General features: G+C 68.4%; 27 protein-coding genes and 3 tRNA genes. 12 read left to right on the top strand and 18 right to left on the bottom strand.

Going from position 1 to position 25,185, the window contains the following annotated elements:
• Window positions 1-130: 130 nt before the first annotated feature.
• From JL108_RS14925 to JL108_RS14910, 4 genes are all read right to left on the bottom strand, one after another.
• Window positions 131-1,417, bottom strand: a complete 1,287-nt coding sequence (locus JL108_RS14925; RefSeq protein WP_205199010.1) for a class I SAM-dependent methyltransferase — start codon at window positions 1,415-1,417, stop codon at window positions 131-133.
• Window positions 1,414-2,772, bottom strand: a complete 1,359-nt coding sequence (locus JL108_RS14920) for an FAD-binding oxidoreductase (RefSeq protein WP_205199009.1) — start codon at window positions 2,770-2,772, stop codon at window positions 1,414-1,416. Before JL108_RS14920 ends, JL108_RS14925 begins: the two co-directional genes overlap by 4 nt.
• A gap of 98 nt (window positions 2,773-2,870) precedes the next feature.
• Window positions 2,871-3,524: a pirin family protein gene (locus JL108_RS14915; protein ID WP_205199008.1), complete on the bottom strand. Its 654-nt coding sequence runs from the start codon at window positions 3,522-3,524 to the stop codon at window positions 2,871-2,873.
• Complete coding sequence (locus JL108_RS14910; RefSeq protein ID WP_240191120.1) at window positions 3,517-3,864, bottom strand: metallopeptidase family protein; 348 nt, start codon at window positions 3,862-3,864, stop codon at window positions 3,517-3,519. Before JL108_RS14910 ends, JL108_RS14915 begins: the two co-directional genes overlap by 8 nt.
• A gap of 82 nt (window positions 3,865-3,946) precedes the next feature.
• Here JL108_RS14910 and JL108_RS14905 point away from each other — a divergent pair.
• Window positions 3,947-4,022, top strand: a tRNA-Glu gene (locus JL108_RS14905).
• 260 nt (window positions 4,023-4,282) lie between these two features.
• Here JL108_RS14905 and JL108_RS14900 read toward each other — a convergent pair.
• Window positions 4,283-4,504, bottom strand: coding sequence for a hypothetical protein (locus JL108_RS14900; protein ID WP_205199006.1), 222 nt, complete (start codon window positions 4,502-4,504; stop codon window positions 4,283-4,285).
• Window positions 4,505-4,778: 274 nt separating this feature from the next.
• Here JL108_RS14900 and JL108_RS14895 point away from each other — a divergent pair, with 274 nt between their 5' ends.
• Together JL108_RS14895 and gluQRS are read left to right on the top strand one after the other, a co-directional pair.
• Window positions 4,779-4,979, top strand: coding sequence for a hypothetical protein (locus tag JL108_RS14895; RefSeq protein WP_205199005.1), 201 nt, complete (start codon window positions 4,779-4,781; stop codon window positions 4,977-4,979).
• Between the two features lie 87 nt (window positions 4,980-5,066).
• Window positions 5,067-5,942 carry a tRNA glutamyl-Q(34) synthetase GluQRS gene (gluQRS, locus tag JL108_RS14890; RefSeq protein WP_205199004.1) on the top strand — a complete coding sequence of 292 codons (876 nt, stop codon included), beginning with the start codon at window positions 5,067-5,069 and terminating at the stop codon, window positions 5,940-5,942.
• 10 nt (window positions 5,943-5,952) lie between these two features.
• Here gluQRS and JL108_RS14885 read toward each other — a convergent pair whose 3' ends face one another.
• The 4 genes from JL108_RS14885 to JL108_RS14870 are packed head-to-tail and all read right to left on the bottom strand — an operon-like array spanning window position 5,953 to window position 9,030.
• The gene (locus JL108_RS14885; RefSeq protein WP_205199003.1) at window positions 5,953-6,855 is read right to left on the bottom strand and encodes an ABC transporter substrate-binding protein; all 903 of its coding nucleotides are present in this window, start codon (window positions 6,853-6,855) and stop codon (window positions 5,953-5,955) included.
• Window positions 6,852-7,547 carry an ABC transporter permease gene (locus JL108_RS14880; RefSeq protein WP_205199002.1) on the bottom strand — a complete coding sequence of 232 codons (696 nt, stop codon included), beginning with the start codon at window positions 7,545-7,547 and terminating at the stop codon, window positions 6,852-6,854. The genes JL108_RS14885 and JL108_RS14880 overlap by 4 nt, the downstream gene beginning before the upstream one ends.
• A complete protein-coding gene (locus JL108_RS14875; RefSeq protein WP_143914496.1) occupies window positions 7,547-8,224 on the bottom strand; it encodes an ABC transporter permease in 678 nt (225 codons plus the stop codon). The genes JL108_RS14880 and JL108_RS14875 overlap by 1 nt, the downstream gene beginning before the upstream one ends.
• A complete protein-coding gene (locus JL108_RS14870; protein ID WP_143914495.1) occupies window positions 8,221-9,030 on the bottom strand; it encodes an ABC transporter ATP-binding protein in 810 nt (269 codons plus the stop codon). The genes JL108_RS14875 and JL108_RS14870 overlap by 4 nt, the downstream gene beginning before the upstream one ends.
• 148 nt (window positions 9,031-9,178) lie before the next feature.
• On the opposite strand from JL108_RS14870, the gene JL108_RS14865 reads away from it, so the two are divergent.
• Window positions 9,179-9,252, top strand: a tRNA-Asp gene (locus JL108_RS14865).
• 70 nt (window positions 9,253-9,322) lie between these two features.
• On the opposite strand, the gene JL108_RS14860 is transcribed toward JL108_RS14865, so the two are convergent.
• The gene (locus JL108_RS14860) at window positions 9,323-9,673 is read right to left on the bottom strand and encodes a hypothetical protein (protein WP_205199001.1); all 351 of its coding nucleotides are present in this window, start codon (window positions 9,671-9,673) and stop codon (window positions 9,323-9,325) included.
• 79 nt (window positions 9,674-9,752) lie between these two features.
• Between JL108_RS14860 and JL108_RS14855 the strand changes: the two genes are divergently transcribed.
• From JL108_RS14855 to JL108_RS14840, 4 genes are all read left to right on the top strand, one after another.
• Window positions 9,753-10,364, top strand: coding sequence for a malonic semialdehyde reductase (locus JL108_RS14855; RefSeq protein ID WP_143914493.1), 612 nt, complete (start codon window positions 9,753-9,755; stop codon window positions 10,362-10,364).
• A 76-nt stretch (window positions 10,365-10,440) separates the two neighbouring features.
• Window positions 10,441-10,514: transfer RNA gene (locus tag JL108_RS14850), tRNA-Phe, on the top strand.
• A 284-nt stretch (window positions 10,515-10,798) separates the two neighbouring features.
• A complete protein-coding gene (locus JL108_RS14845) occupies window positions 10,799-11,434 on the top strand; it encodes a hypothetical protein (protein WP_205199000.1) in 636 nt (211 codons plus the stop codon).
• Window positions 11,435-11,723: 289 nt separating this feature from the next.
• On the top strand, window positions 11,724-12,608 hold the full coding sequence (locus JL108_RS14840; protein WP_205198999.1) for an MBL fold metallo-hydrolase: 885 nt from the start codon (window positions 11,724-11,726) through the stop codon (window positions 12,606-12,608).
• Window positions 12,609-12,717: 109 nt separating this feature from the next.
• Here JL108_RS14840 and JL108_RS14835 read toward each other — a convergent pair whose 3' ends face one another.
• Window positions 12,718-13,176 carry a MarR family winged helix-turn-helix transcriptional regulator gene (locus JL108_RS14835; RefSeq protein ID WP_205198998.1) on the bottom strand — a complete coding sequence of 153 codons (459 nt, stop codon included), beginning with the start codon at window positions 13,174-13,176 and terminating at the stop codon, window positions 12,718-12,720.
• A gap of 91 nt (window positions 13,177-13,267) precedes the next feature.
• On the opposite strand from JL108_RS14835, the gene JL108_RS14830 reads away from it, so the two are divergent.
• The 4 genes from JL108_RS14830 to fmdA all read left to right on the top strand — a co-directional run bounded on the left by JL108_RS14830 (window position 13,268) and on the right by fmdA (window position 16,674).
• Complete coding sequence (locus JL108_RS14830; RefSeq protein WP_205198997.1) at window positions 13,268-14,359, top strand: substrate-binding domain-containing protein; 1,092 nt, start codon at window positions 13,268-13,270, stop codon at window positions 14,357-14,359.
• Window positions 14,360-14,456: 97 nt separating this feature from the next.
• Entirely contained in the window at window positions 14,457-14,741 is a 285-nt protein-coding gene (locus JL108_RS14825; RefSeq protein ID WP_205198996.1) for an FmdB family zinc ribbon protein, read from the top strand.
• 3 nt (window positions 14,742-14,744) lie between these two features.
• Window positions 14,745-15,356 (top strand): AmiS/UreI family transporter, encoded by a 612-nt coding sequence (locus tag JL108_RS14820; protein WP_205198995.1) that lies wholly within the window; start codon window positions 14,745-14,747, stop codon window positions 15,354-15,356.
• Window positions 15,357-15,426: 70 nt separating this feature from the next.
• Window positions 15,427-16,674: a formamidase gene (gene fmdA, locus JL108_RS14815; RefSeq protein ID WP_143914487.1), complete on the top strand. Its 1,248-nt coding sequence runs from the start codon at window positions 15,427-15,429 to the stop codon at window positions 16,672-16,674.
• 60 nt (window positions 16,675-16,734) lie between these two features.
• Here the strand turns inward: fmdA and JL108_RS14810 are convergent, their stop codons facing one another.
• The 7 genes from JL108_RS14810 to JL108_RS14780 all read right to left on the bottom strand — a co-directional run bounded on the left by JL108_RS14810 (window position 16,735) and on the right by JL108_RS14780 (window position 25,178).
• Window positions 16,735-17,055: a monovalent cation/H(+) antiporter subunit G gene (locus tag JL108_RS14810; protein WP_205198994.1), complete on the bottom strand. Its 321-nt coding sequence runs from the start codon at window positions 17,053-17,055 to the stop codon at window positions 16,735-16,737.
• The gene (locus JL108_RS14805; protein WP_205198993.1) at window positions 17,052-17,309 is read right to left on the bottom strand and encodes a monovalent cation/H+ antiporter complex subunit F; all 258 of its coding nucleotides are present in this window, start codon (window positions 17,307-17,309) and stop codon (window positions 17,052-17,054) included. The genes JL108_RS14810 and JL108_RS14805 overlap by 4 nt, the downstream gene beginning before the upstream one ends.
• A 31-nt stretch (window positions 17,310-17,340) precedes the next feature.
• A complete protein-coding gene (locus JL108_RS14800) occupies window positions 17,341-17,691 on the bottom strand; it encodes a Na+/H+ antiporter subunit E (protein ID WP_205198992.1) in 351 nt (116 codons plus the stop codon).
• Entirely contained in the window at window positions 17,688-19,163 is a 1,476-nt protein-coding gene (locus JL108_RS14795) for a monovalent cation/H+ antiporter subunit D family protein (RefSeq protein WP_205198991.1), read from the bottom strand. Before JL108_RS14795 ends, JL108_RS14800 begins: the two co-directional genes overlap by 4 nt.
• Window positions 19,160-19,474, bottom strand: a complete 315-nt coding sequence (locus JL108_RS14790; RefSeq protein ID WP_205198990.1) for a sodium:proton antiporter — start codon at window positions 19,472-19,474, stop codon at window positions 19,160-19,162. Before JL108_RS14790 ends, JL108_RS14795 begins: the two co-directional genes overlap by 4 nt.
• Window positions 19,471-22,185: a hydrogen gas-evolving membrane-bound hydrogenase subunit E gene (mbhE, locus tag JL108_RS14785; protein ID WP_205198989.1), complete on the bottom strand. Its 2,715-nt coding sequence runs from the start codon at window positions 22,183-22,185 to the stop codon at window positions 19,471-19,473. Before mbhE ends, JL108_RS14790 begins: the two co-directional genes overlap by 4 nt.
• A gap of 737 nt (window positions 22,186-22,922) precedes the next feature.
• Complete coding sequence (locus JL108_RS14780) at window positions 22,923-25,178, bottom strand: SpoIIE family protein phosphatase (protein WP_205198988.1); 2,256 nt, start codon at window positions 25,176-25,178, stop codon at window positions 22,923-22,925.
• Window positions 25,179-25,185: the final 7 nt, after the last annotated feature.

Below are 25,185 nucleotides of genomic sequence, written 5' to 3'. Positions count from 1 at the left end.
GCGGCCGGGGCGCGGGCAGCACGCCCGCCGTCTGCGGCCGGTGAGCTATCCCGCACGTCGAGGCCGATAGTGCGTGATGGCTCACCGCCCACGGACCGGGTGCGTGACAGCTCACCGCCCGGCGGACGGATCAGAACGAGGGGCGCAGCGGGTAGTGGGCGTTGCCGTCGGCATCGGGCTTGACGCCGAGCACATGGTGCAGCTCGATCTCGTCACGCTCGAAGGCCAGCCGCGAGCCGGCCATGTACAGGCCCCAGACCTTCGCTCGTCCGAGCGTGACCTCGCCGAGCGCCTCGTCCCAGTTCGCCTCGAGGTTCTCGCACCAGGCCTTGAGGGTGAGGGCGTAGTGCTCGCGCAGGTTCTCCTCGTGCCGCACCTCCAGGCCGACATTCTGCATCGCCGTCACGATGGTGCCCGAGCCGGTGAGCTCGCCGTCGGGGAACACGTAGCGGTCGATGAACGCGCCCGCCGTGGCTCGCGAGGTGTTGTCCGACCGGGTGATGCAGTGGTTGAGCATCCGCCCGCCCTCGCGCAGCCGGGAGTGCGCGAACGCGAAGTAGTCGGGATAGTTGCGCACGCCGATGTGCTCGGTGAGACCGATCGAGCTGACGGCGTCGAACTCGGTCTCGGGGACGTCGCGGTAGTCGCTGAACCGAATCTCGGCCAGGTCGCCGAGTCCCTCCTCGACGACCTTCTGCTGTCCCCACTCGGCCTGCTCGCGCGAGAGGGTCACGCCGAGCACCTTCGCACCGTAGTGCTTCGCGGCGTGCCGCACCATGCCACCCCAGCCGCAGCCGAGATCGAGGAGCCGGTCGCCGGGCTTGAGGTCGAGCTTGCGGCAGATCAGGTCGTACTTCTCGAACTGCGCCTCCTCGAGCGTCGCGTTCTCATGCGGGAAGACCGCGCACGTGTACGTCATCGACGGGCCCAGCACGAGCTCGTAGAAACGATTCGAGACGTCGTAGTGGTGGTGGATCGCGGCGGCGTCGCGAGTCTTGTTGTGCCGCAGGCCCTCCAGCGCGCGACGCCACTTCGGCAGATGCTCCTCAGCCGGCGGCGCCGGGGGACGGAGGTGCTCCAGCCCGAGGCTGCGCAGGACCTGCAGCATCTCCCCCGCCGACGGCACCCTGAACCGCAGCTGGCTCATGATGAGCGACATCGCCGCGTAAGGGTTGCCGGGGTGGTCGCCGTCGACCTCGAGGTCGCCCGACACATAGGCCCGGGCGAAGCCGAGATCGCCCGGTGCCGTCATCAGATAGGACAGTCCGCGCTCGTTGACGAGCCGCAGCGTGATCGGCGAATCCTCCGGACCGCCGACACTGCCGTCATATGCCTCGAACCGGAACGGAAGTCCGCCCCGCATGATGCGCCCGAGCGCGTCGGCGATGGAGAGCTTGGCATTGGTGTCGATCGTCATGAATTCCTCACTGCCTTGTCATACAGAGTGCTGAGACGGCCGTCGGGGTCGTATCGCTCACGCAAGCGATCGAGGCCGGCAGTGTCGTACAGCGAATCGAAAGTCGGCCTGTCGTAGAAGGCCTCCGAATACAGGGACTTGTGGCCGCCGAGCTCGTGCACGGCGGTCTCGATGCGGCGGTTGACCGCTCCGGGCGGGCTGTCGGCCGGGACCACGACGGTGCCCCAGAAGCCGGCGTTGACGTAGATGCGTCCTGGCTCGAGCGGGTAGGTGGGCCAGGCCCCGGAGGTGCGCAGCGGGCAGATCCACACCGGCCGCATGCCGACCTCGGCGTCGAACCACTCGAGGAAGTCGCCCATCCGTTCGAGGGGGACCTCGATGTCCTGGATGACCTTCTCGCGCCCGGGCACCTTCTTGAAGCGGTCCAGGATCTTGCTCAGCCCGTACTTCGTGTCGAGGCCGACGAGCTTGTGGAAGACGTCGCTGCGGCGGTAGCGGCGCGGCCAGAGCCGTCGGACGTAGGGATTCTGGGCGCCGAACGCGCGGGAGCACCAGAACCAGTCGGTGTCCCAGCGCCACAGGTAGTCGTACATCGTGAGCCGGTCGTAGCGGCGTTGCGGGATCGACTGGTAGTAGATCTGCTGGCCGGAGTAGTCGCTGACGGGGCCGGGATCGTCGGTGAAGGTCGCGAGCGTCACATAGATCTCGTCGGGGGTGAACGCCGTGGCGTCGATGGCGTCGACACGGTCGCCGTCGTACCGGGCGGAGTCGGCGACCTCCTCGATGATCTTGGCAGCCTCGGTCGAGCCGTCAGTGCGCACATGGCGCAGACGTACGTACGGGGGCACCTTCTCGAGCCGGATCTTCAGGCGCACCGCGTAGCCGAGGCTGCCGTAGGAGTTGGGGAAGGCGGCGAAGAGATCAGCGTGCTCGTTGTCCGGGGTGGCGGTCACGAGATCGCCGGCGCCGGTGAGGAGGTCCATCTCGAGGACGGCCTCGTGCGGCAGGCCGTTGAGCAGCGAGGTGGACTCGATGCCCAGACCGGTCACGGCCCCGCCGAGCGTGATGGTCCGCAGCTGCGGCACCACGGTGGGGATGAAGCCGTACGGGAGGGTGGCGTCGACGAGGTCCTCGTAGGTGCACATGCCCTGGACGTCCGCGGTGCCGGCGACCGGGTCGACCTCGATGACGCCGCCGAGACCGGACACGTCGAGTCCCGGTCCCGTGGCCGCTTGCCGCGGACGGAAGAGATTCGAGGTGCGTTTGGCGAGTCGTATGGGCGAGCCTGGCGCGATGGACCGGTAGGAGGTTCGTAACGCGTCGACGGCCTGGCGATGTTGATCCCATCCGTGCATACCTGCAGGCTATCCCTCCCCTCTGTCAGCGCACCGGAGGAGGTCTTCGAGATCCCGTTGAATGTGGGGCGCCTCCCACACTCAACGGGATCTGGCGGTCAGCTCAGGAGCCAGACGAGGGCCTCGGTCGCGGTGTCGGCACGCAACTCGCCCACGGGGTCGTCCGTACGGATCTCATCACCGGGCGTGAGGCGGTCGCCGTCAACGAGCAACGCGCCTCGCGTGACGTGGATGAGCGTGCGCGGCGCGGTGGGCATCTCGATGACATCGCCCTCGCCCAGGGTCGCGACCCGCAGCTCGGCCGGGGCATGGACGTCGACCGCCCGGTACAGTCCGGCGATCTCGGTAGCCACCTCGGCCTGCGCGTACTCCGGGTCGCCCTCGTTGTCGCTGCGCAGCATCATCTGGACGAAGGTCAGGCCCTCGACCGTCGAGGCATTGCGTTCGGTGTGTTCGACTCCCGATCCGGCACTCAGTCGTTGCGCGAGACCGGGTGGGATCTCACCTCCGCCTCCGGTGGAGTCCTCATGGGCGAGGAGCCCGTCGAGCACCCAGGTGACGATCTCGACATCGCTGTGCCGGTGGGTGTCGTAGCCGGCTCCGGGGGCGAGGTGCTCGGTGTTGATCGCGATGATCGCGCCGAAGGCGATGTTGTCGGGATCGTAGTGGGCTCCGTAGGAGAAGGAGTGGAAGGTCTCGACACCCTCGCCGGTCGTGTGGAAGCGCTGTTCGGCGCGACGGATCTCACGCATAGCCGAGCTCGTGGAGGCGGTCGTCGTCGAGGCCGAAGTAGTGGGCGATCTCGTGCACGACGGTGATGTGCACCTCGTCGACGACCTCCTCCTCGCTGTCGCAGATCGCCAGGGTCGGGTTGCGGAAGATCGTGATGCGGTCGGGCAGGTGGCCGCCGTAGTGCGAGTCGCGTTCGGTGAGGGGGATGCCGTGGTAGAGACCGAGCAGATGCGGCTCCTCGGGCGGGGCGTCGTCCTCGATGAACATGACGACGTTGTCCAGCAGCGCCGTCAGTTCCTCGGGCACCTGCTCGAGCGCGGCGACGCACAGCTGCTCGAACCGCTCTTCGCTCATCTCCATCACGCGGCCCAGTCTGCCGCACCCGGTCCAGCCGGGCAGGTGCATCGGGTGGCGGGGCGACCGACTATGCTGGCCGGGTCCGGCCCCCTTCGTCTAGCGGCCTAGGACGCCGCCCTTTCAAGGCGGTAGCGCGGGTTCGAATCCCGTAGGGGGTACCAGATGTCCTTATCAAAAGTGCTGACGACCTGAGTGCGGCTCCACCGGAGCCAACTCAGGTGGTCCCGGAGTCGGCTGCTTCCTTCAACTCGTCATCCGGCTTGTTCAGCTCCACACAGATTTCGATTCGAGACACTCAAACGGGTTGGTTGAGAGCCACCCCTCCCGTAATCTCGCCGACGCTCTCAGTGCGTTCCGCGTGCCGCGGCGGCGAGGATCTCCATGCAATGGCCCGTATCGCACGAGTACCTCCCCGATCGCATTACGCACCCGGACCGGAACGATGGCGCGCGAGCCCCCACCAGGCGTACCAAAGCCAGAAGGCAGTCATCGCGACGAAGACTGCGGCTCGGATCAGCTCGAAGGTGTCGGCGGAACCGTCCACCAGCCGGGCGACCAGGATGGCCGTGAATGCGAAGAGAACGATCGAGAAGACGCGCGCCATGATGAGAAACGATCTCGGCGTAGTGGGCCGTTCGCTCATGCCACCACCGTAGGCGACGCGCGGGGAACACCGATTCTGCCTAGGACGGTTGACATCTCTGTGAGACTGGAGACATGAGTCCAGGACCAGCGCCGCGGCGTCCCTGGAGCGAGCCGTCCCGGTGCGTGTGCGGCGCCCGGGGCGTCCTGCACTTCGATGACTCGCACGTGGCTCGCGGCGATCTGCCGCCGCGCGACGACGCCTCTTTCTTCGACTGCCTGGATGGCGGACTGTGGACCATGAGCCGCCGCGCTCCGCACCGCCCGAGGTTCCTATGAGCACGCAACCGCCGGACCGCACCTATGTGGTCACGATGGCCTGCATCACCTTCATCGTTGCCTGGCTGGCGATCGGCGCTCCGTTGGGCCTCGCGGCGGGCTGGCCTTGGTTCGTCTGGGTGCCCGCCAGCGTGTTCGCCGGGCTCGTCACGGGCGCGATCGCCTACCGGATCTGGCGCGCCAGCAACGGCGACTGACGGTCGCGCTCAGTCGTCGAGCTCACGGCACGCGCCATCGCCGCCGTGCTCACCAGCGCAGAGGCAGGCATCGCCATACTGGAGACCATGTCCGCCACCGGCCGGTTCGCGCCCTCCCCCTCCGGAGACCTGCACATCGGCAACCTCCGGACCGCGCTGCTGGCCTGGCTGTTCGCGCGCTCCAGCGGCCGTGGGTTCCTCGTCCGGATCGAGGACCTCGATCGTGTGAAAGAGGGGGCCGCCGAACGACAGCTCGAGGACCTGCGCGAGCTCGGACTGGACTGGGACGGCCAGCCCGTCCGGCAGACGGATCGCCGTGCCCTCTACGACGCTGCGATCGACGGGCTCGTGACCCAGGGACGGACCTTCGAGTGCTTCTGCACCCGACGGGAGATCCTCGAGGCGCCGAGCGCACCGCATCGGCCGCCGGGTGCCTATCCGGGCACGTGCCGCGACCTGACGCCGGCCGAACGTGAGTCGCGTCGCGTCGAGCGGAATCCGGCGATCCGGCTTCGGTCGGATGTGGAGACGTGGACCGTGCGTGATCTCCTGCACGGCGAGGTGACCGCGGGAGTCGACGATCTCGTGCTGCGCCGTGGCGACGGCGTGCCCGCCTACAATCTCGCGGTGGTCGTCGACGACGGCGATCAGGGAGTCGATCAGGTGGTTCGCGGGGACGACCTGCTGACGTCAGCGCCCCGCCAGGCGTACCTCGCCGAGCTGCTGGGGATCGAGAAACCTCTGTACGCCCACGTGCCGTTGGCCCTCAATACCGAGGGCCAACGGCTCGCGAAGCGCGACGGGGCCGTGACCTATCGCGAGCTCACCGAACGCGGCATCGACGTGTTCGCCACGATCACCGGCTCGCTCGGACTCACCGGCTCCACACCGGAACAGCTGCTCGACACCTTCGATCCCGCAGCGCTCCCCCACGCACCCTGGACCTTCACGCCACCCGCCTGAGGGACGACGGTTAGATGAGGCCCTTGTCCTCGAGCCAGTCCTTCGCGATCGTGGCGGGAGCGGCCTTCTCGTCGCCGGAGTTGCGGGTGTTCATCTCGATCAGGTCCTCGGTGGTCAACTCGGCCGAGACCTTGTTGAGCACCTCGATGGCCTCATCGCTGACCGTGTCGCTGCTGATGACCGGCACCACGTTCTGCGCAGCGATCATGTTCTCGGGGTCCTCCAGCGTCACCAGGTTGTTCTCGACGATCGACGGTGTGGTGCTGTAGATGTCGGCGACGTCGACCGTGCCGTCGAGCAGGGCGCTCAGCGTGGCGGGGCCGCCACCGTCGTTGATCGGCGTGAAGTCGACTCCCGTGATGCCGTACACCCGCTCCATCCCGGGGATGCCGTAAGACCGCTCGGCGAACTCGGGATTGGCGGCGAGGCTCAACCCGTCGACATCGGCGAGGTCCGCGATCGAGGCGACATCATTCTCACTCGCGAAGTCCTCGGTGACGTTGAGGGAGTCCTTATTCTCCGCCGGCGCCGGATCGAGGATCTCGAGGCCGTCGGGAAGAGCATCGGGAAGCTCGGCCTCGATGTCCTCCGGAGAGGTGGCGGTGGTCTCGGAGTCGATATAGCTGAGCAGGTTGCCCGTGTACTCCGGCAGCATGTCCAGCTCGCCGTTCTCGAGCGCCGGCAGGTAGACCTCGCGGGCGCCGATCTGCATGCGCCGCTCCACCGAGAAGTCCTCGGCCTCCAGCGCCTGCGCGTAGACCTCGGCGATGATCTCGCTCTCGGGGAAGGCGGCCGAGCCGATGCGGACGGTGCTGTCGTCGTCGCTCCCACCGCCTGACGAGCTCGGATCGCTGCAGGCCGTGAGGGCGAGCGCGGCAGCGGCCGCGACGAGCGCGGTGCGTGTGGTTCTCATGCTGTCTTCTCCTTCAGCTGGGGGTGAGAATCGGCCGGCGAGGCATGCCGGAAGGCGAGCCGTTGACAGACGGCGAAGAGGGCGTCGATGAGCAGCGCCAGCACCACGACGATGATCGCCCCACCGAGGACGCGGGGCGTGTCTCGAACGGCGAGACCGTCGATGATGTACCGCCCGAGGCCACCGACGCCGATGAACGCGGCGACCGTGGCCGTGGCGATGACCTGGAGCACGGCGGAACGCAGGCCACCGATGATGAGCGGCATCGCGAGCGGCAGCTCGACACGGGTGATGACCTGGGTCTCGGTCATGCCCTGGGCGCGTGCGGCATCGACCGTGGCCGGGTCGACCGCCTCCAGCCCGGAGTAGATGCCTGCCAGCAGTGGCGGGATGCACAGGACCGCCAGGGCGATGATCGCCGGCGTCAGGCCCACCGAGGTCAGTAGCACGATGAGGGTGATCAGTCCGAGCGTCGGGAGTGCCCGCAACGCGCCGGTGGCCAGCACCGCGGTGTTCTTCCAGCGCCCGGTATGACCGACATAGAGTCCGAGCGGAACCGCGATGACCGAGGCAGCGAGGACGGTGATGGCCGTATAGCCCAGGTGCTGGGCGATACGCCACGGGACGCCCGAGCCGCCGCTCCACTGCGCCGAATCGGTCAGCCAGGCGACCGTGTCGTTGATGAGGCTCATCACTCACCGCCTCCCACGCGCACGACCCGGGACCAGGGCATGAGGAGCCGCCCGGTGGCGACGATGATCGCGTCGAAGACGAAGGCCACGATCACGGTCAACACGATCCCCGTGGCGATCTCCGTCGTGAAGTCACGGTTGTAGCCGTTGGTGAACAACGATCCGAGGTTGCGGACCCCGGTGAGCGCGCCGATGCTCAGCAGGCTGACGGTGCTGACCGAGACGACTCGCAGCGAGGCGAGCATCACGGGCCCGGCCAGCGGGAGGGTGACGGTGAGCGCCCGTTGCGTGCGGCTGTATCCGCAGGCGGTCGCCGAGTCGAGCACCATGGGCGGCACCGAACGCAGCGCATCGGCCACGCTGCGGACCATGATCGCGAAGGCGTAGACCGTCAACGCGATGACGATGCTGAGGACGCTGAGCCACGGCAGCCCGAGGAGCGACGGCAGGATCACCAGCAGCGGCAGCGACGGGATCGTGTAGAGGATGCTGCCGATGCTCAGGACGCCTCCGCCCAGCTGACGCAGCGAGCGGCGAGGCGAGCCCCCCGCCGCATAGGCGAACCATCCGACGGGGAGCGCCAGGGCGAAGCCCAGCACGATGCAGACGGCGCTGACCCACACGTGCTGCCAGGTCAGCTCGAAGAGAAGATCCCGGTTGGCGAACGCCCAATTCACTGAAGGACCCCTGCCGGGCGGCCGTACTCGTCGACGACGATGCGCTGCCCGTCCTTCTCCTCGATGCGCAGAGCGCGCTGGCCGCGTTCGAGTCCGACGAAGCTGCGCACGAAGTCGTCCGCGGGATCCGCGAGGATCTCCTGGGGTGTGCCGATCTGTGCGACCTCGCCGCCCTGCTTCAAGATGACGACCTGGTCGCCGAGCGCGAAGGCTTCCTCGATGTCGTGGGTGACGAAGACGGTGGTCTTCTCGAGTTCACGCTGCAGGCGCAGCATCTCGGTCTGCAGTTCGGCACGCACGATCGGATCGACGGCGCCGAAGGGCTCGTCCATCAGCAGGATATTGGGGTCGTTGGCCAGCCCCCTGGCCACGCCGACGCGCTGGCGCTGGCCACCGGACAGCTGACTCGGGTACTTGGTGTAGAGCGAGGAGTCGAGTCCGACGGTGCCGAGGACCTCGGCGGATCGGTCGAGGGCCTGCTTCTTGGGGACCCCGCACAGCCGCAGGACGGTGGCGACGTTGTCGATCACCTTGCGGTGCGGGAGCAGTCCCGCGTGCTGCATGACATAGCCGATGCTGCGTCGCAGCTCGACCGGGTTCTGTGTAGCGACATCGACATCGTCGATGAGGATCTGGCCCTCGGTGGGCTCGACCATGCGGTTGATGCTGCGCAGCAGCGTCGTCTTGCCGCTGCCCGATGACCCCACCAGCACCACGGTGGCGTGCGAGGGCACGACGAGGTTGAAGTCCGACACCGCGCGGGTGCCGTCGTCGAACTGCTTGCCGACCGATCGGAACTCGATCATGGGTCTCCTGACCACAGGGAGTGATACTTCGAGACAGTCTTCCAACGCCCACTGACAACGGCAATCGGAAGAGCCCGACCCCCATGTTGGCCGGTTGGGTGGGGTGCAGTAGAGTAGCGTTCGCGATCGATGAGATCGCAACGCACAAGGCCCCGTGGCGCAGTTGGTTAGCGCGCCGCCCTGTCACGGCGGAGGTCGCGGGTTCGAGTCCCGTCGGGGTCGCGTAGAAATGCCGGAAAGTCCGTACCGTCAGGTGCGGACTTTCTCGCATTTCGGAGCGACCGCCACATGATCAGAGCGGTTCGCCGGTGCCCGCATCGAGCAGGTGCCAGCCGTCCTGCGCGTGCAGTTCCCGGAAGACGTCGATCACCTCGCCGGTCGGGCCGCTCACCAGGATGAAGCGCACCTGTCCATCCCCCACGGTGAAGCTGATGCTGCCGACCCCATCGGGGAGGATCACGCCCGAGGTGTCGTCGAGAGCTCCGGAGTCGAGGCCCAGAGCGCGCAACCGGGCGTTGAGCCGCTCGGCCAGGTCGGCGGGCGCCCCGAGGGGCGGGTAATCCTCCAGTCCGGCCACTTCGGTGAACGCCGACGGATCGGCCACGTCATCGGGCGCGCGGAACGCCATCATCATCATGCCCATGACCTGAGGATAGGGACCGCATGACGTATCCCACAGCCCGATGAGGAATTCCACGACCGACCATCTAGTTGAAACCCGTATGACTTCAGCGACCTTGGATCATCTGACCCCTCTGGACGAGCGCGCCCTGGACACCCTCTTCCGCGAGGGCCGGACGAGCAACTCGTTCAGCGACGAGCCCGTCTCCCCCGAGACGTTGCGCGACATCTATGAGATCGCCAAGTACGGCCCCACGGCCGCCAACAGCCAGCCGCTGCGCATCGTCTTCCTGACCAATGACGAGGCGAAGAGCCGTCTGCTCCCGCTCATGGCCGACAACAACCGGCCGAAGACCGAGTCCGCCCCGGTCGTCGCGATCCTCGCCGCGGACGCGGACTTCAACCGTCGCATGCCCGAGGTGTTCCCTCACGCTCCGGAGTCCGAGCACTGGTTCGGCGATCTGGAGTCGCGTCGGCGCGTGGCAGAGTTCAACGCCGGCCTCCAGGTGGGTTACACGATCATGGCCGTGCGGGCCGTCGGCCTGGCCGCGGGCCCGATGAACGGCTTCGATCATGATGCCGTGGATGCCGAGTTCTTCGCTGGCACGAACCTGCACTCGGTGGTCGTCATGAACATCGGCAAGCCGGGCGACAGCCCCTGGTTCGACCGCCTGCCGCGCCTCGACTACGAGGACGCCGTCACAGTGCTCTGACCCGCACCCCGAATCGGCCGGAGCCCAGACGATGCGATAGTGTGAACGTCGCTCGCGGCTCCGGCCGATGAGTATCGGCCAGGTAGCTCAGTTGGTACGAGCGTCCGCCTGAAAAGCGGAAGGTCGCCGGTTCGACCCCGGCCCTGGCCACGGTGAGAGCGCCGGTCCCGCAGCGAAGCAAGGGGCCGGCGCTCTCGGCGTATCCAGCCCCACGGGGAGAACCGGCGACGCCTGGGGGTCCCCCCTGCTCGGAGCGCAGCGGAGAGCTTGGGGGAGCTTGGTGGGGGAACCTCCCGCTGGCGAAGCCAGTGGGGGACCCGGCCCTGGCCACGATGAGAGCGCCGGTCCCGCAGCGAAGCAAGGGCCGGCGCTCTTGGCGTATCCAGCCCCAGGCAGACTCTCACGACGCCAACGGTTTCCCTATACTGTGCCGAATGCCTCCCCTGCTTCCCGCGATGGTGCGCTGTAACCGTGGTGTTGGGCGGTGGTTCTGGATCTGCATCGGGATCATCGCCCTGGTGACGGCCATCGCGATGCTCGGCTCTGGTGAACCGCCATGGACGATGGCCCTCATCGGTCTGGGCGCTGCCGCCCTGTTCACGCTGACCAGAGCCATTCTGCCGCGACTCACCATCTCTCCGGCCGAGCAGTCGATCCACACGCGACGCCGAGTCGTGCCCTACAGGGCGGTCTCGGCCATCCACTTCCGCAGACCGCAGAAGGCCGGCATCTGGGTCGACTTCGCCGGCGAGGATCGCCGTCGCCCTCTCGCACGTCTGGCGATCGACGAGACGCTGATGGCGCCAGCGACCGTCGAGCAATGGGCCGCGTTACGGCAGATGATCGCCCTCGTCGCGGGCCGGGGATCGGCATCGCACGTTGGCACGGAGCTGGTCCCCGATGAGGGGCGCATTCCGGCCTGGCGAGACAGACCGGTAGAGCCGGCCCAGGCCATCGCCGCCCTGGATGCCCAGATCGCATGGTGTCAGGCGGGGAACCGATCGGGGCATCGGCGCGCCCCCATGCGAGCGCTATTGGGGCGGGTGGTCGTGATCCACATACACGCATGAGCGCTTCTGTCATCGGTCCATGCCGCAGTCATCACCGGCTTTCCGGCTGATCTCGCGGTGGGCTGGCGACAGGGGACCCGAGCTTCCGGACTCAGGTGAGGGAATGGCGTCGGTGGAGTGCGACTGAGCACGACTCTGAGCCTTCGAACGAGCGTGACGAACCGATGCTTTCGTCACCACCGGACCCCGAACATCGGCGATGGGCGCGCTCAGGACGCGACGCGGATCGCCCCGTTCCTTTGAGAACACGGCGCCGCGGAGATCGCCATGGGGCATTACCGTGCTGTCCATGCCCGGATCGTTCCCGCCCGATGCCGTCGCCGACGGATGGGCAGAGGTCGCGCCCGGCGTGTTTCAGCGGCGCTACGAGCCGGTGGACATCTCGGTGGGGGCCATCGTCGGCAGTACCGGGATCACTGTCGTGGACACCCGCAACAATCCCGCGGAGGCTGAGGAGATCATCCGCGATGTGGCGGACGCCTTCGCGCTGCCGATCGTGGCCGTCGTGAACACCCATGCGCACTACGATCACACCTTCGGGAATCAGGTCTTCGCCGCACGCGGCATCCCCATCTACGGACATCAGCTGATACCCCGGCACTTCGCCCGGCACGAAGGACCGCGGTTGCGCAGGGTTCAGCAGCAGCCGGAGTCAGAGCCGGACAAGGACTGGGCGGATGTGAGGCTGACGCCGCCCACGCTCCCGGTCGAGGCCCCGCTCCACCCCACGCCCGGTGGACGCACGATCGAGCTCCTACCGCTGCCGGCCGGCCACACCGATACCGACCTCGCCGTCCTCGTCCCCGACGCGAGAGCCTGGTTCCTCGGGGATGTCGTCGAGGAGTCGGGGCCGCCGATGTTCGGCTCGGGTTCCTACCCGCTCGGCTGGCCCGATGCGCTGGAAGTGCTGCTCGGTCGGATCCAGTCCGGGGACGTGCTGGTGCCGGGGCACGGGTCGGCCGTCGACCGCGGATTCGTGGAACACCAGGCATCGCGACTGCGGTCCGTCGCGGAGTGGATAGGCGACGCGTACGAGGCGGGGCGATCACTCGATGACGTGCGCCCGGGCCGCTCACTTGAGGAGTACTGGCCGGAGAGCTTCCTGCGTTCTGCCCTGGAGGACGGATACGCACAGCTCTCAAACGCTCCGGCCATCGCCGACGAAGGAGGATAGGCAGCGGCAGGCGGTGAGGCAGCGTCCGTTCTCGCCACGGCGATGGACGCTCATCCACCTCCTCAGGCGAGGAACGGACGCTGTATCACCGATCTCGTTCGGTGACTCGCTATGCCCCGGGGTCGCTCGACGTCGAGATCCGGTGCAGCAGCCGTGTCAGCTCGTCGCGCTCTTTCGTGCTGAGCTGAGCCGTCGTGCGATCCTCCGCGGCGCGGATGCGGGGTCGCAACTCCTGTGTCGTCTCGCGGCCTCGTTCGGACAGGTGCACGTGCACGCGCCGCCGGTCCCCTCGATCGGCATTGCGATAGACGAGGGCGCGGCTCACGAGCCGATCGACGATCCGCGTCAGCGTCGCGCCGCTGATCCCCGTCGCGTTCGCCAGAGCCGTCATCGTGCACGGCCCGGTCGCCTCCAGATAGTCGAGGACGCTCCACTGATCGACCGACAGTTCGTCGGGGGCGAGCACGGTCCCGATATCGCGGTTGACGCGCCCGGCGACCAGGGTGAGCAGGCGGATATCCAGCCTGCCGCCCGCGTGCGCGGGTCGTCCCGCCGCCGTTCCGCCCATCGACACCCCTTCCCAAGTGGCGACCGATGTCCTACGTTGGTCGCATCCTTTTCAGATGAAAATACCATCTGGGACACCCGTGGTGGTTGCGATGAACAGACAATCGGCGAGCCGGGGACGCGAGGGAGCGGGGACCGCGGACGCGATCCGGATCGGCCTCGCCATCCCGCTGCAAGGGCCGGGCGGCATCTTCGGCCCCTCCTGCGAGGCCATAGCCGAGCTGTGCCGCCGGCAGACGAATCAGTCCGGGGTGCTCGGCCGGCCGATCGAGTTCGAGGTGATCGACGCCGGCCGGCGACCCGATGAGGTCGCGCGGGATGTGCGGAGCCTGATCGACGCCGGCCGCATCAATGCCCTCACCGGGTGGCACATCTCCTCGATCCGGGAGGCGGTCGCCCCCATCACCCAGGGTCGTATCCCATACGTCTACACCTCCCTCTACGAAGGAGGCGAGTCGCGCGCCGGCGTCTTCTGCGCCGGCGAGACCCCTGCCGATCAGATCGGACCGGCCCTGGCGTGGCTCCGGGACGAGATGGGGCTGCGGCGCTGGCACATCGTCGGATCGAACTACGTCTGGCCGGTGCGCTCGGCGCGAGCCGCCTCCGCCTATGCCAGGGCCCTCGGCCTCAGGGTGCTGAGCACGAGCTTCTCCCGCTTCGACACCCAAGACTTCGGGACGATCCTCGACACCATCGAGCACGGAACCCGCGCCGACGGCGTGCTGATGTTCCTCGTCGGCCAGGACGCGGTGCGCTTCAACCGGGCGTTCGCCAGACGCGGCCTCGACGAGTCGCTGATCCGGCTGACGCCGCTGATGGAGGAGAACATGCTGCTCGCCTCCGGACCGGAGGCCGTCCGCGATCTGTACGTCGCGGCCGGCTACTTCCGCTCCCTGCCCACCGGCCACTCCCTCGACTTCGTCGGCGACTACGCCGCCGCCTTCGGCCCGGAGGCGCCACCGCTGAACAACCAGGGCGAGTCGTGCTACGAGGGGATCACCCTGCTGACCTCGCTTTTCGCCGCCGCACAGGACACCTCGCTCGAGGCCGTTCTGCGCGTCTCCGAAGGGATGGGCTACGACGGTCCTCGCGGGGCGATGGAGCTGCGATCGGGGCACCTCAAGCAGACCATCTACCTGGCCAAGGCCGACGTCACGGACTTCGACGTCGTCACCTCCCTCTGATTCCAGCGCTCGCTCGCGACAGCGGTCGCACAGCGACCTTTCCTTGACAATTACTTCCATATGAAAATATTGTGATTGAAATCACTGGAGGTATCTCGTGCCGACCTACACCTACACCTGCCGCACCTGCGGACCCTTCGACCTGGTGCGCACCATCTCCCGCCGTGTCGAGCCGGCGAACTGCCCGGCCTGCCAGCGACAGAGCATGCGCGTGATCAGCGCACCCCACCTGAGCCGACTCGACTCCTCCCTCGACCGGTCCGTGACCAGCGCCGGCCTCAGCAGCGAGAGCCCCGGCGTCACCCGCCACATCCCGCCCGCGCTGCGCAGTGCTCCCCCACCCGCGCGCCGCCCCGGCCACCCCTCACTGCCGAGACCGTGACCCATGTCCTCCGTCGGGCTCATCTATGTGGGGATCGTCCTCGTCGTCAACGGCCTGCTGCTCCTCAACTGGGTCACACCTCGTGAGGCGGCGCCGCTCAATCTGTTCGTCGGCGCGCTGCAGGTGCTGACGCCCACCTACCTGATCGTCATCGCCGCCGGCGACGTGGACGCGATCTTCGCCGCCTCCGGCATCTACCTGTTCGGGTTCACCTACCTCTGGGTGGGGATCAACGCGGCCAAGGACATCAGCAACCGAGGCTTCGGCTGGTTCGCCCTGCTCGTGGCCCTGTGCGCGGTCGTCTACGCCATTGAGAGCTTCGTGCGGGCCGATGACGCGGGCTTCGGCGTCATCTGGCTGCTCTGGGGCATCCTGTGGTTCCTCTTCTTCCTCGTCCTCGGGCTCGATCGAGCAGCCCTCGGCCCGGCGACCGGCGTCTACACGATCGTCACCGGCATCATCACCACGACGGCGGCCCTCATGACGCTGCTCGACGGCTGGAACGGCGACTGGATCGTCGCCAGCGTCATCGCCGCCGTCGGCATCCTCGCGCTCGCCGTGGCGACACCGGCCGCGCGAACCCTCACCGCGCCGGACCGGGAGGTGGTCGACTGACCAGCCCGGCCCACACTCCCGACCCCACCCGCCCAGTTCCCTCCCCACTTCCGACAGATAGGTGATCTCCATGCCTGACGTGATCTTCAGCGTCGATCAGTCCAAGTCCATGACGGACCAAGCCGTACCGGGCCACAACCGCTGGCACCCGGACATCCCCGCGGCCGCATCGGTCAAGCCGGGAGCGACCTACCGGGTCGAATGCAAGGAATGGACCAACGGCCAGATCGGCAACAACGACTCCGCCAATGACGTGCGCGATGTCAATCTCGACTTCAACCACATGCTCTCGGGGCCGTTCGCGATCGAGGGCGCCCAGCCGGGCGACCTGCTCGTCGTCGACATCGTCGACATCGGCCCGGTCCCGCAGACTCAGGGCGACTACTGCGGTGAAGGCTGGGGCTACTCCGGCATCTTCTCGAAGGCGAACGGCGGCGGCTTCCTCACCGACTACTACCCCGATGCCTACAAGGCGATCTGGGACTTCCGGGGCCAGGAGTGCACCTCGCGCCACATCTCCGGGGTGCGCTATACCGGCATCCAGCACCCGGGCCTGGCCGGCACCGCTCCCTCACCGGACCTGCTCGCCCAATGGAACCGCCGCGAGCAGGCGCTCATCGACACCGAGCCGAACCGGGTCCCGCCGCTCGCCATCCCACCGACGATCCCCGGGACCCTCGCGGGGACCGCGGACGAGGAGCTCGCGGAGCGGGTCGCGCGAGAGGGCGCCCGGACGGTGCCGCCGCGTGAGCACGGCGGCAATATGGACATCATGAACTTCACCCGCGGAAGCCGGGTGTTCTACCCGGTCTACGTGGACGGGGCGATGTTCTCGATCGGCGACCTGCACTTCAGCCAGGGCGATGGCGAGATCAACTTCTGCGGCGCCATCGAGATGGGCGGCTTCGTCGACCTGCACTTCGAGCTCATCAAGGGCGGCATGGAGACCTACGGGGTCACGCACAACCCGATCTTCATGCCCAGCCGCGTGGAGCCGGTGTACTCCGAATGGCTGACCTTCACGGGCATCTCGGTCGATCATCGCGATGACACCAATCTGTACATGGACGCGACCGAGGCCTACCGCAATGCCTGCCTCAACGCGATCTCCTATCTGGAGAAGTGGGGCTACACCGGCGAACAGGCCTACCTGATCCTCGGAACCTCGCCCATCCAGGGCCGGCTCAGCAGCGTCGTCGACATCCCCAATGCCTGCTGCACCGTGTTCCTGCCGACGGAGATCTTCGACTTCGACATCCGTCCCGGCGGCAAGGGGCCGGTGAAGCAGGACCGCGGCCAGGTCGCCGTCGCCTCCTGACTCTCCGCACCAACCCGTTGAGTGTGGGGGGGGTACCGCCCACACTCAACGGGTTGGGGGTCAGCCGTCGAGGTCGGTGGTGTCGGTGCCGGCGAAACGATGACCGGACAGGACGGCCGAGCGGGCGATCGCCACACCGCCCACCACCGACGTGGCCAGCTGCAGACCGATCGCGATGATCACCTTGATGAGATCGTCCAGGCTCGGGTCCACCAGAGCAGTGCCGCCCACGACGAACGCGACACCGAGGCCCGCCGCCGTCGCCACCGCCGAGATCCGCATGTACACATCACGCAGCCGCAGCAGCCCCACCCCGGCGATCACGAAGATGACGGCGCCGATCACCACGAAGCTCTGCCCGAGCCACTCGTACCAGCTCATCGCCGCCCCCTGACCATCACACGTGCCAGCGACACCGCCGACAGGAACGCCACCAGCGTGGCCACGAGCACGAGATCGTAGGTGCCCATCCGGCCGAGCCGGGTGCCCAGCAAGGCCAGTTCGGCGATGAGTCCGAAGCTCAGCAGGTCGGCTCCCACCGCCCGGTCCGCCGGGGTCGGCCCGATGACGATACGCACGATCGACAGCACGATCGCGACCGCGACGCCCACCATGGCGATCTCGATTCCCGTCATGCCGTCACCGCCTGGACCGAGATGTGCTCGCTCATGCCGGGACCTCCCCGTGCCAGGTCAGCGCGCGCAACATGCGCGCCTCCATGTCCCGCAGGTTCTCGACGGCCGTCGGGTTGTCGGCGTCGTACATCGAATGCACCAGCAGGTCGCGCCCGCCCTCGCGCTCCACCACGCCGATCGTCAACGTACCGGGCGTGAGGGTGATGAGCGCGCCGATCGCCGCCACCTGGAAGTCCGTCTGCGATTGGCACGGCATCCGCACAACCCGAGGTGTCGCCTGACGGCCCGGAGTCGCGATGTCGCGCAGCACCTGACCCGCACTCACGAACACCTGGCCGACGTACCAGATCACGAACCATCCGAATCTCAACGGCCAGGTCATCGCAGCACCTCCGCCACATAGGTCGAGGTGTCGAGCAGGCCGCCCGCCGCCACCTCGGTCAGGCCGAGCAGCCCCTGGGCGCCGAGGCCGAGGACCACCGTGACCGCCGCCGTCAGCACCGCCGGGGCGGCGAGCCACCAGCCGATCCGCCGCTCGCGCCCTTCCCCCTCGGGCAGCGGCGACACGAAGACGTTGTTCCAGATCTTCAGCATCGACTGCAGGGTCACGAGGCTGACGACGATCGCGATCACGACGACGGCGATCTGCCCCGCGTCGATCGACGCGATGATGAGCGTCAGCTTGGCGACGAAACCGGAGAACGGCGGCAGCCCGGCCAGCGACAGCGCGGCGATCGCGAAGGCCGCCGCGACGACCGGCTCACGGCGACCGATACCGCTCAGCTCGCCGATCCGGTTGGTGCCGTAAGTGTCCTCCACCGCTCCCGTCGACAGGAACAGCGAGGCCTTCACGACCATGTGGTGCAGCAGATAGAACAGGCCCGCCGCGAGCCCCGCGGCCGTGAACAGCCCGACGCCGACGAGGATGTAGCCGATCTGACTGACCATGTGGAAGGCGAGGATGGATCGGGTGGTGTGCTCCCCCACCGCCCCGAGCACCCCGATCGCCATCGTCAGCGCGAAGATCGTCAACCCGATCGGGAGCCAGCGCTGGTCACCGTCGAAGAGCACGGCGTACAGGCGGTAGATCGCGTAGATCGCGACCTTGGTGTGCAGCCCGGAGAACAGCGCCGTGACGGCCGGCGACGTGGAGGGGTATGCCCTCGCAAGCCACCCGTGCGTGGGGATCGTGGCGGCCTTCATCATCAGCGCCGCCAGGGCGACGCCCGCTCCGACGGCGACCCGGCCGTCCTCGGCGGCGACACCGGCCAGCTCGCCGAGGTTCACCGTCCCTGCGGTCCCGTAGATCAGTCCGACCCCGGCCAGGAACAGCGTGGAGACGAAGAGATTGAAGGTCACATACAGCCGCGATCCGGTCACCGAGCGCAACGTGCCGCGCCCCCGCCCCGCCAGCACGAGCAGCCCGTACGAGGGCAGCAGCATGACCTCGATGAAGACGAAGAGATTGAAGATGTCGGCCGTCAGCAGCGCCCCGTTGACACCCGCAGTGAGGGCGAGCACGAGCGGTGCGAACAGCCGCACTCGGCCGATCCCGGAGGCCACGGCGTACCAGGAGCACATCAGCGTGAGGAAGCCGGTGAACAGCAGCATGAGCGCCGCGAGCATGTCCCCGGCGAAGGGGATCGCGATACCCGGCACCCACGCTCCGACACCGTGCGCGAGGACCTCGCCGTCTCGTGTCGCGGCGACGAGGGAACCCGCGGCCGTCAGCTGCGCGGCGAGCACGGCGAACAGCAGGACCAGAGGCCAGCGGCGCCGGTCGCCGGCGAAGGCCGTCACCCCCGCCGCCAGCAGCGGGACGCCGACGAAGAGCGGCAGAAGCTCCGGGGTCATCCGTCAGCCTCCTCGTCGTCGCCCTCGCCGCGGCCGGTGACCGCCAGCGTGAGCAGGTACATCGTGATCGCGAAGGCGATGACGATGGCCGTGAGCACGAAGGCCTGCGGCAGCGGGTCGGCCGTGACGGAGCCGAGCAGGCCCGAGCCGAGCGGCTCACCGCGCCGCTCCGAGCCGCCGGCGCTGAAGAGCAACAGGTTGACCGCGTGGCTCAGCAGCACGAAGCCGAGGACCACGCGCAAGAAGGTGCGCTGGAGCATCAGGTAGACGGCGCCGCCGATGAGGAGGCCGACCGAGAGCGCGAGCATCATCGGGTCTCACCCGCCGTCCCTGCACCAGCCCGGGGCACCCCGAGCTGGTTGAGCGCTCCGAGGATCACCCCGAACACCGCCAGGTAGACGCCGAGGTCGAACACCAGCGCGGTGGTGAAGTGATAGCCCAGGACATCGGCGTGTAGCGGCTTGAGGAAGGATCCCTCGGCCAGCCCGAGGAATCCGGTGATCGCCGCGACGGCGATCCCGGCGCCGGCGATCGGTAGATACGGCAGCCTCGACCGCGCGGCCTCGTCGGTGGGCGCGGCGAGGTAGTGCATCGCGAGCGCCGCCGCGCCGATGAGTGCGGCGATGAACCCGCCGCCAGGCGCGTTGTGGCCACGGAGCAGCGCGTAGACCGATCCGATGAGCATGAGCGGCACCAGCACGCGGCCGAGCACCCTGATGAAGACCATGTTCGGCTCCGCGGGGACGAGCAGGCGGTTGTCCGGGGGCGTCTCCGGGCGGGTGACCTGGCGGCGCGCCTGCAGCAGCGCGGTGATCGACAGCGCAGCGATCGCGAGCACCACCAGCTCGCCGAAGGTGTCGAGCGCGCGGAAGTCGACGAGGATCGTGTTGACGACATTGCCCCCACCGGTCTCGGCCTCGGCATTGCGGACGAACCACTCTCCGGCCGGCGACAGATCGGGCCGGCCGGTGAGTACGAGGGTCGCCATCGTCGCCGCCGCGCCCGCAGCCACGGCCGGCACCGCTCGCCGCGCCCGCGAGCCCACCGGCACCCGCGGGAAGCGCTCCGGCAGGTGACGGAGGGCGAGGACCATGATGACCACCGTCAGGATCTCGACGAGCAGCTGCGTCAGCGCCACATCGGAGGCGCCCAGCGCGAAGAACCACGTGGCGACGCAGAAACCCGCGACGCCCACGCTGATCACCGCGCCGAGCGGCGTCCGCGCGGCGACCGCGGCGCCGACGCCCGCGAGCAGGAAGGCCGTCAGCACCACGTCGGTGGCCTCGAAGCCCGTGGCCGCGACGGACGGGTCGAGTGCGACGAAAGCGGCGATGCCCAGGGCTCCGATGATCGTGATGGGGACTGCCAGGTGGAACGCGGGAGCGTCGGTGCGGGTGAGATCGCCGACGCGTCGGCCTGTGTCGATCGTCCAGCGCTGCAGCGCATCCGCCACAGCGACCCCGCTTCCGGGGAACAGGCGCCGGTCCAGCAACCGGTCGATCGGCCGGCGCAGCACGATCAACAGGAGGCCCAGTCCGATGGCGAGCACCGAGAGACCGAGCGCCGGAGTGAGACCGTGCCACAACGCGAGGTGCACGGCTCCCGTCCCACCGGCAGCGGTCACGGCGCGGCCCATGATGCCGTCGAGTGTGCCTGGCACGAGGCCTAGCCCGACGGCGGCGAGGGCCGTCAGTGCCACCGCTCCGAGCATCGGGCCGGTACCTGCCGACGGTGTGAGCTCGGTGGGGCGGCCGGGCAGGGTCCACACCAGCATCCGGCCGCAGTAGGCGACCGTGATCGCCGCCGAGAGCGCCACGGCAATCGCGAGCCACCAGCCGCGGCCGTCGAGCACGCCCTCGAGCACCGACTCCTTGCTCACGAACCCGAGGGTGGGCGGCAATCCGGCCATCGCCGCCGCGGCCAGCGCGATCATCGCCGAGGCGACCGGCATGCTGCGCGCGAGCCCGCTCACCTCGTGGATCTCCCGGGTCCCCGCGCGTTTCTCCAACAGACCGACGTACATGAAGCCCGCCGACTTGAAACAGGCATGCGCGATCACATGCACGATCGCCGCGGTGAGCGCGGCGGTGGTGCCGATGCCGATCGTGAGGGTCAGCAGACCCAGATGGCTCACGGTCGAGTACGCGAGCAGCGCCTTGAGGTCGGTGCGCTGGAGGGCGAAGACGGCACCCATGACCGAGGTGATCAGGCCGATCGCGATGAGCAGCACCGGCCACACGGAGGCGTGCGAGGCGGCATCGGCGAAACGCAGCAGCAGGTAGATGCCGGCCTTGACCATCGCCGCGGCGTGCAGATAGGCGCTGACCGGCGCGGGGGCCACCATCGCGTCCGGCAGCCAGGCGTGGAAGGGGAACTGCGCCGACTTGGTCATCGCCGCGACCGCGACGAGCACCGCGACGGTCGCAGCGAAGCCCGGCCGCTCGGCCCACGCGGGATCGGCGAGGGCCGCGCTCAGCCGTGTGGTGCCGGTGACCACCACGATCGTCGTGACCGCTGCGAGCAGGGCGAGCCCGCCCGCCACCGTGATCAGCAGCGTGCGCGTCGCCGCCGGCGCTGCCTCCGGGCCCGAGCGCAGGATGAGCAGATACGAGCACAGCGTCGTCAGCTCCCAGCTCACGAACAGGAGCACCAGGTCGTCGGCGAGCACGAGGGTCGTCATCGCAGCGGCGAAACCGACCATCAGGGTGTAATACCCGGCGGTCGCCTTACCGCGCAGGTAGGAGGACGAGTACGCGACCACCACCGCGCCGATGAGCAGCACCAGCAGGACGAAGACCAGCGACAGGCCGTCGAGCCGCAACCGCAACGCGACGTCGAGCGAGGGGATCCACGGGACCGACTCGATGACAGTGCCATCTCGGCCGAGGGCCATCGCGAGGGCGGCGAGGCCCAGGAGTCCGGCGGCGAGAGGCCAGCCGGCCCGTGCGCCGAGGCCACGTGCCAGCACGGGCGCCACGGCGGTCAGCGCCCAGCCTCCGGCGAGCAGGCCGATCAGGGTCATAGGTGGACTTTCCGGGGTCGACGACACGATCGCCGACCAGACTTCCCGGCACACCTGACGAGCACCCTACCGCGCCCACGTGGCGCCCGTCACCCTCCCCCACCGAGAGCTCGTATCGAGATCACCCTCGCCTGATGTGGCCTCGATACGACCACCGAGGACCGGGAGAACTCGGTGGTTGAGTAGGAAGCTCGCTCAGCGAGCGACCGTATCGAAACCACCCACCCGAGCGTGGCCTCGATACGCGTCGGCCGCCGACGGCCTTTAGCTACTCGACCACCGAGGGTCGGCATCGGCGGTTGAGTAGCCGCGACGGACGAGCGGCGTATCGAAACCATCTTTCGCAGCGTGGCCTCGATACGCGTCGGCCGCCGACGGCCTTTAGCTACTCGACCACCGAGGGTCGGCATCGGTGGTTGAGTAGCCGCGACGGACGAGCGGCGTATCGAAACCATCTTTCGCACCGTGGCCTCGATACGCGTCGGCCGCCGACGGCCTTTGGCTACTCGACCACCGAGGGTCGGCATCGGTGGTTGAGTAGGAAGCTCGGTCAGCGAGCGACCGTATCGAAACCACCCACCCGAGCCTGGCCTCGATACGCGTCGGCCGACGACGGCCTTTAGCTACTCGACCACCGAGGGCCGGCATCGGTGGTTGAGTAGGAAGCTCGCTCAGCGAGCGACCGTATCGAAACCACCCACCCGAGCCTGGCCTCGCTCGAGGTGGTGGGCCTTCGGTCAGTCGATGCGGAGGACGACCAGGGTGGTGTCGTCGTCGAGGGTGCCCGGGACCGCCTCGACGAGGGCGTCGGCCCACTGCGGCAATGGCGCGGTCCGCGGACCGCCCTCGCTGGCCTGACGCAAGATCTCCAGGGACTCGTCGATCGGCACCTGTCGTCGCTCGACGAGGCCGTCGGTGAACATCAGGACGATGTCCTCGGAGCCCAGCTGCAACCGCGTCGACACGCCGCCGTCGACGCCGATCCCCAACAGCGGGCGCGGCTCGACATCGATCTGCCGGGCAACCCCGCCGTGGACGCGGATGGGACCCGGATGCCCCGCGCTCGCCAACTCCAGGGTGAGGTCGCGGGCGTCGAAGATCGCGATGAGTGCCGTGGCGGTGCGGCCGGGCACGAGCGATCCCATCAGCCGGTCCAGCTTGTCGAGCGCTACGGCCGGAGAACCCGCATCGTCGAGATAGGCCCGCAGCGCCGTGCGGATCTGCGCCATCGCCGTCGCGGCGGTGAAACCATGGCCCGCGACATCGCCGATGACGAATGCGGTGCGGCCGTCCCGCAAGACGATCTCGTCCCACCAGTCGCCGCCGAGCTGCTGCCCTTCAGCGGGACGGTAGCGCGCGAGCACGCTCAGGCCCTCGACCTCGGGAGCCTCGTCGAGGACGATCGTGCGCTGCAGGGACTCCGCGATCGCGATCTGCTCCCTGGAGCGCCTCACGATCTTGGCCTCCAACAACTGCCGGAGCCGGTCGGCCGTCTCGAGATGCCACGCGCTCCACGACGCGCTGCGCCCGCGCACCGCGCCGCGCCACTTCTCGAAAGACTTGCGTGGACTCAGCCGGACCTCGGGATTCTCCGCGAGCGCGAGCTCCTTGTTGCGCGGATCGCCTCCCCAGGTGACGACCTCGACGAGCTCGTTGCGGGTGAACAGCAGCCAGCCGCCCGCCATGGTCACCAGCAGGGCGCCGGCAGGGGCGTCCTCCACCTCGGCCAGCTCCGGAGCGAGTCGCGCGAGCCGGCTGCTGGCCTGGACCAGCCCATCGTCATCGCGGCGCGTCAAGGCGACGACCCGCTTCAGCAGGGCTTCGTCGCGGGAGATGTCCCCGACCGCATGCAGACCGGAGTCGTCCCAGAGCGCCGCTCCATCGGCGCCCACGAGCTCCAACAGCGCGGGATCGTCGATCAACGCCTCCAAAGGCGGGCGCCCGTCGGCGGCCAGGCGGGCGGTGATGCCCGCGAGCACGGCCTGTAGATAGAGCTCCTCGACACGCGAATCGGATCGCTCGCGCTCGTCGATCAGCTGCGAGGCGGTCTGCCCGAGGAACTCGGCCATCGACCGGACGTCGTGGGGCACATGGTGCGGACCGGAGTAGTGGTGGCACGCCACCAGCCCCCACAGCTCGCCGTCGCGGACCATCGAGACCGACATGGAGGCCGTGACCCCCATATTGCCCAGGTACTCCAGGTGGATCGGGGAGACGCTGCGCAGTGCCGAGAAGCTCAGGTCCAGGGGCGCGCCGGTACCGGGATCCAGCACCGGCTCGAGGGCGACCGGCGCGTAGCCGATATCGGCGATGAGCCGCGTCCAGTTGGCGGTATAGAGGCGCCGGGCCTGCGCGGGGATGTCCGTGGCCGGATAGTGCAGGCCGAGGAAGGTGTTGAGATCATCGCGCTTCTGCTCCGCGACGACCTCGCCGTTCCACTCCTCGTCGAACCGATAGACCATCACGCGGTCGAATCCGGTGAGCTCGCGGACCTCGATCGCGAGCCGGTCGCAGAGCTCGGCGATGGTCTGAGTCTCCGTCAGTCGGCTCATCGCGGCACGCGCCGAGCGGTAGGTGACGCGCCGTTGCGTCACGAAGTCCTCGGGCTCGATCTCCACGACGATCCGCTCGCCGGAACGGTGCAGGACGAGGTCGACGAGCACGCCGAGCAGGGTGCCGCGACGGACATCGTCCGGCAGCACCAGGTGGATCGGCTCGGTGAGATCCTCCTCGTCGATGGCGGCAACCACGGAGGCGGCGGCGACGGTGCCGATCGCGTGGGCAAGCTCGCGGCCGATCAGCTCCTCGACGGGCACACCGAGGGCGGACTGGACATTCTGGGAAGCCACGACGATCCGGAAGTCGAGATCGAGCGCGAGGAGCACGCCGTGCGGCTGGATGGCACCGGGGATGTGGATCGGCTCGCGGTCACAGGTGGTCAGCGTCGCCGTCTCGTAGGCCGGAGTGTGAGCAGCGGGTGGTTGTTCGGGCACCACGACG

Source organism: Aeromicrobium sp. YIM 150415, from assembly GCF_016918125.1.
In the GTDB taxonomy this organism is placed as follows: Bacteria; Actinomycetota; Actinomycetes; order Propionibacteriales; family Nocardioidaceae; genus Aeromicrobium; species Aeromicrobium piscarium.
The sequence above is the reverse complement of the archived record's forward strand: the minus strand, read 5'-3'. Positions and strand labels throughout refer to the sequence as shown.

Bases quoted from the DNA above. Each gene is read 5' to 3' on its own strand.
- JL108_RS14925 (WP_205199010.1), bottom strand. From the start codon at position 1,417: ATGACGATCGACACCAATGCCAAGCTCTCCATCGCCGACGCGCTCGGG.
- JL108_RS14920 (WP_205199009.1), bottom strand. From the start codon at position 2,772: ATGCACGGATGGGATCAACATCGCCAGGCCGTCGACGCGTTACGAACC.
- JL108_RS14915 (WP_205199008.1), bottom strand. From the start codon at position 3,524: ATGCGTGAGATCCGTCGCGCCGAACAGCGCTTCCACACGACCGGCGAG.
- JL108_RS14910 (WP_240191120.1), bottom strand. From the start codon at position 3,864: ATGGAGATGAGCGAAGAGCGGTTCGAGCAGCTGTGCGTCGCCGCGCTC.
- JL108_RS14900 (WP_205199006.1), bottom strand. From the start codon at position 4,504: ATGAGCGAACGGCCCACTACGCCGAGATCGTTTCTCATCATGGCGCGC.
- JL108_RS14895 (WP_205199005.1), top strand. From the start codon at position 4,779: ATGAGCACGCAACCGCCGGACCGCACCTATGTGGTCACGATGGCCTGC.
- gluQRS (WP_205199004.1), top strand. From the start codon at position 5,067: ATGTCCGCCACCGGCCGGTTCGCGCCCTCCCCCTCCGGAGACCTGCAC.
- JL108_RS14885 (WP_205199003.1), bottom strand. From the start codon at position 6,855: ATGAGAACCACACGCACCGCGCTCGTCGCGGCCGCTGCCGCGCTCGCC.
- JL108_RS14880 (WP_205199002.1), bottom strand. From the start codon at position 7,547: ATGAGCCTCATCAACGACACGGTCGCCTGGCTGACCGATTCGGCGCAG.
- JL108_RS14870 (WP_143914495.1), bottom strand. From the start codon at position 9,030: ATGATCGAGTTCCGATCGGTCGGCAAGCAGTTCGACGACGGCACCCGC.
- JL108_RS14860 (WP_205199001.1), bottom strand. From the start codon at position 9,673: ATGGGCATGATGATGATGGCGTTCCGCGCGCCCGATGACGTGGCCGAT.
- JL108_RS14855 (WP_143914493.1), top strand. From the start codon at position 9,753: ATGACTTCAGCGACCTTGGATCATCTGACCCCTCTGGACGAGCGCGCC.
- JL108_RS14845 (WP_205199000.1), top strand. From the start codon at position 10,799: ATGCCTCCCCTGCTTCCCGCGATGGTGCGCTGTAACCGTGGTGTTGGG.
- JL108_RS14840 (WP_205198999.1), top strand. From the start codon at position 11,724: ATGCCCGGATCGTTCCCGCCCGATGCCGTCGCCGACGGATGGGCAGAG.
- JL108_RS14835 (WP_205198998.1), bottom strand. From the start codon at position 13,176: ATGGGCGGAACGGCGGCGGGACGACCCGCGCACGCGGGCGGCAGGCTG.
- JL108_RS14830 (WP_205198997.1), top strand. From the start codon at position 13,268: ATGAACAGACAATCGGCGAGCCGGGGACGCGAGGGAGCGGGGACCGCG.
- JL108_RS14820 (WP_205198995.1), top strand. From the start codon at position 14,745: ATGTCCTCCGTCGGGCTCATCTATGTGGGGATCGTCCTCGTCGTCAAC.
- fmdA (WP_143914487.1), top strand. From the start codon at position 15,427: ATGCCTGACGTGATCTTCAGCGTCGATCAGTCCAAGTCCATGACGGAC.
- JL108_RS14810 (WP_205198994.1), bottom strand. From the start codon at position 17,055: ATGAGCTGGTACGAGTGGCTCGGGCAGAGCTTCGTGGTGATCGGCGCC.
- JL108_RS14805 (WP_205198993.1), bottom strand. From the start codon at position 17,309: ATGACGGGAATCGAGATCGCCATGGTGGGCGTCGCGGTCGCGATCGTG.
- JL108_RS14800 (WP_205198992.1), bottom strand. From the start codon at position 17,691: ATGACCTGGCCGTTGAGATTCGGATGGTTCGTGATCTGGTACGTCGGC.
- JL108_RS14795 (WP_205198991.1), bottom strand. From the start codon at position 19,163: ATGACCCCGGAGCTTCTGCCGCTCTTCGTCGGCGTCCCGCTGCTGGCG.
- JL108_RS14790 (WP_205198990.1), bottom strand. From the start codon at position 19,474: ATGATGCTCGCGCTCTCGGTCGGCCTCCTCATCGGCGGCGCCGTCTAC.
- mbhE (WP_205198989.1), bottom strand. From the start codon at position 22,185: ATGACCCTGATCGGCCTGCTCGCCGGAGGCTGGGCGCTGACCGCCGTG.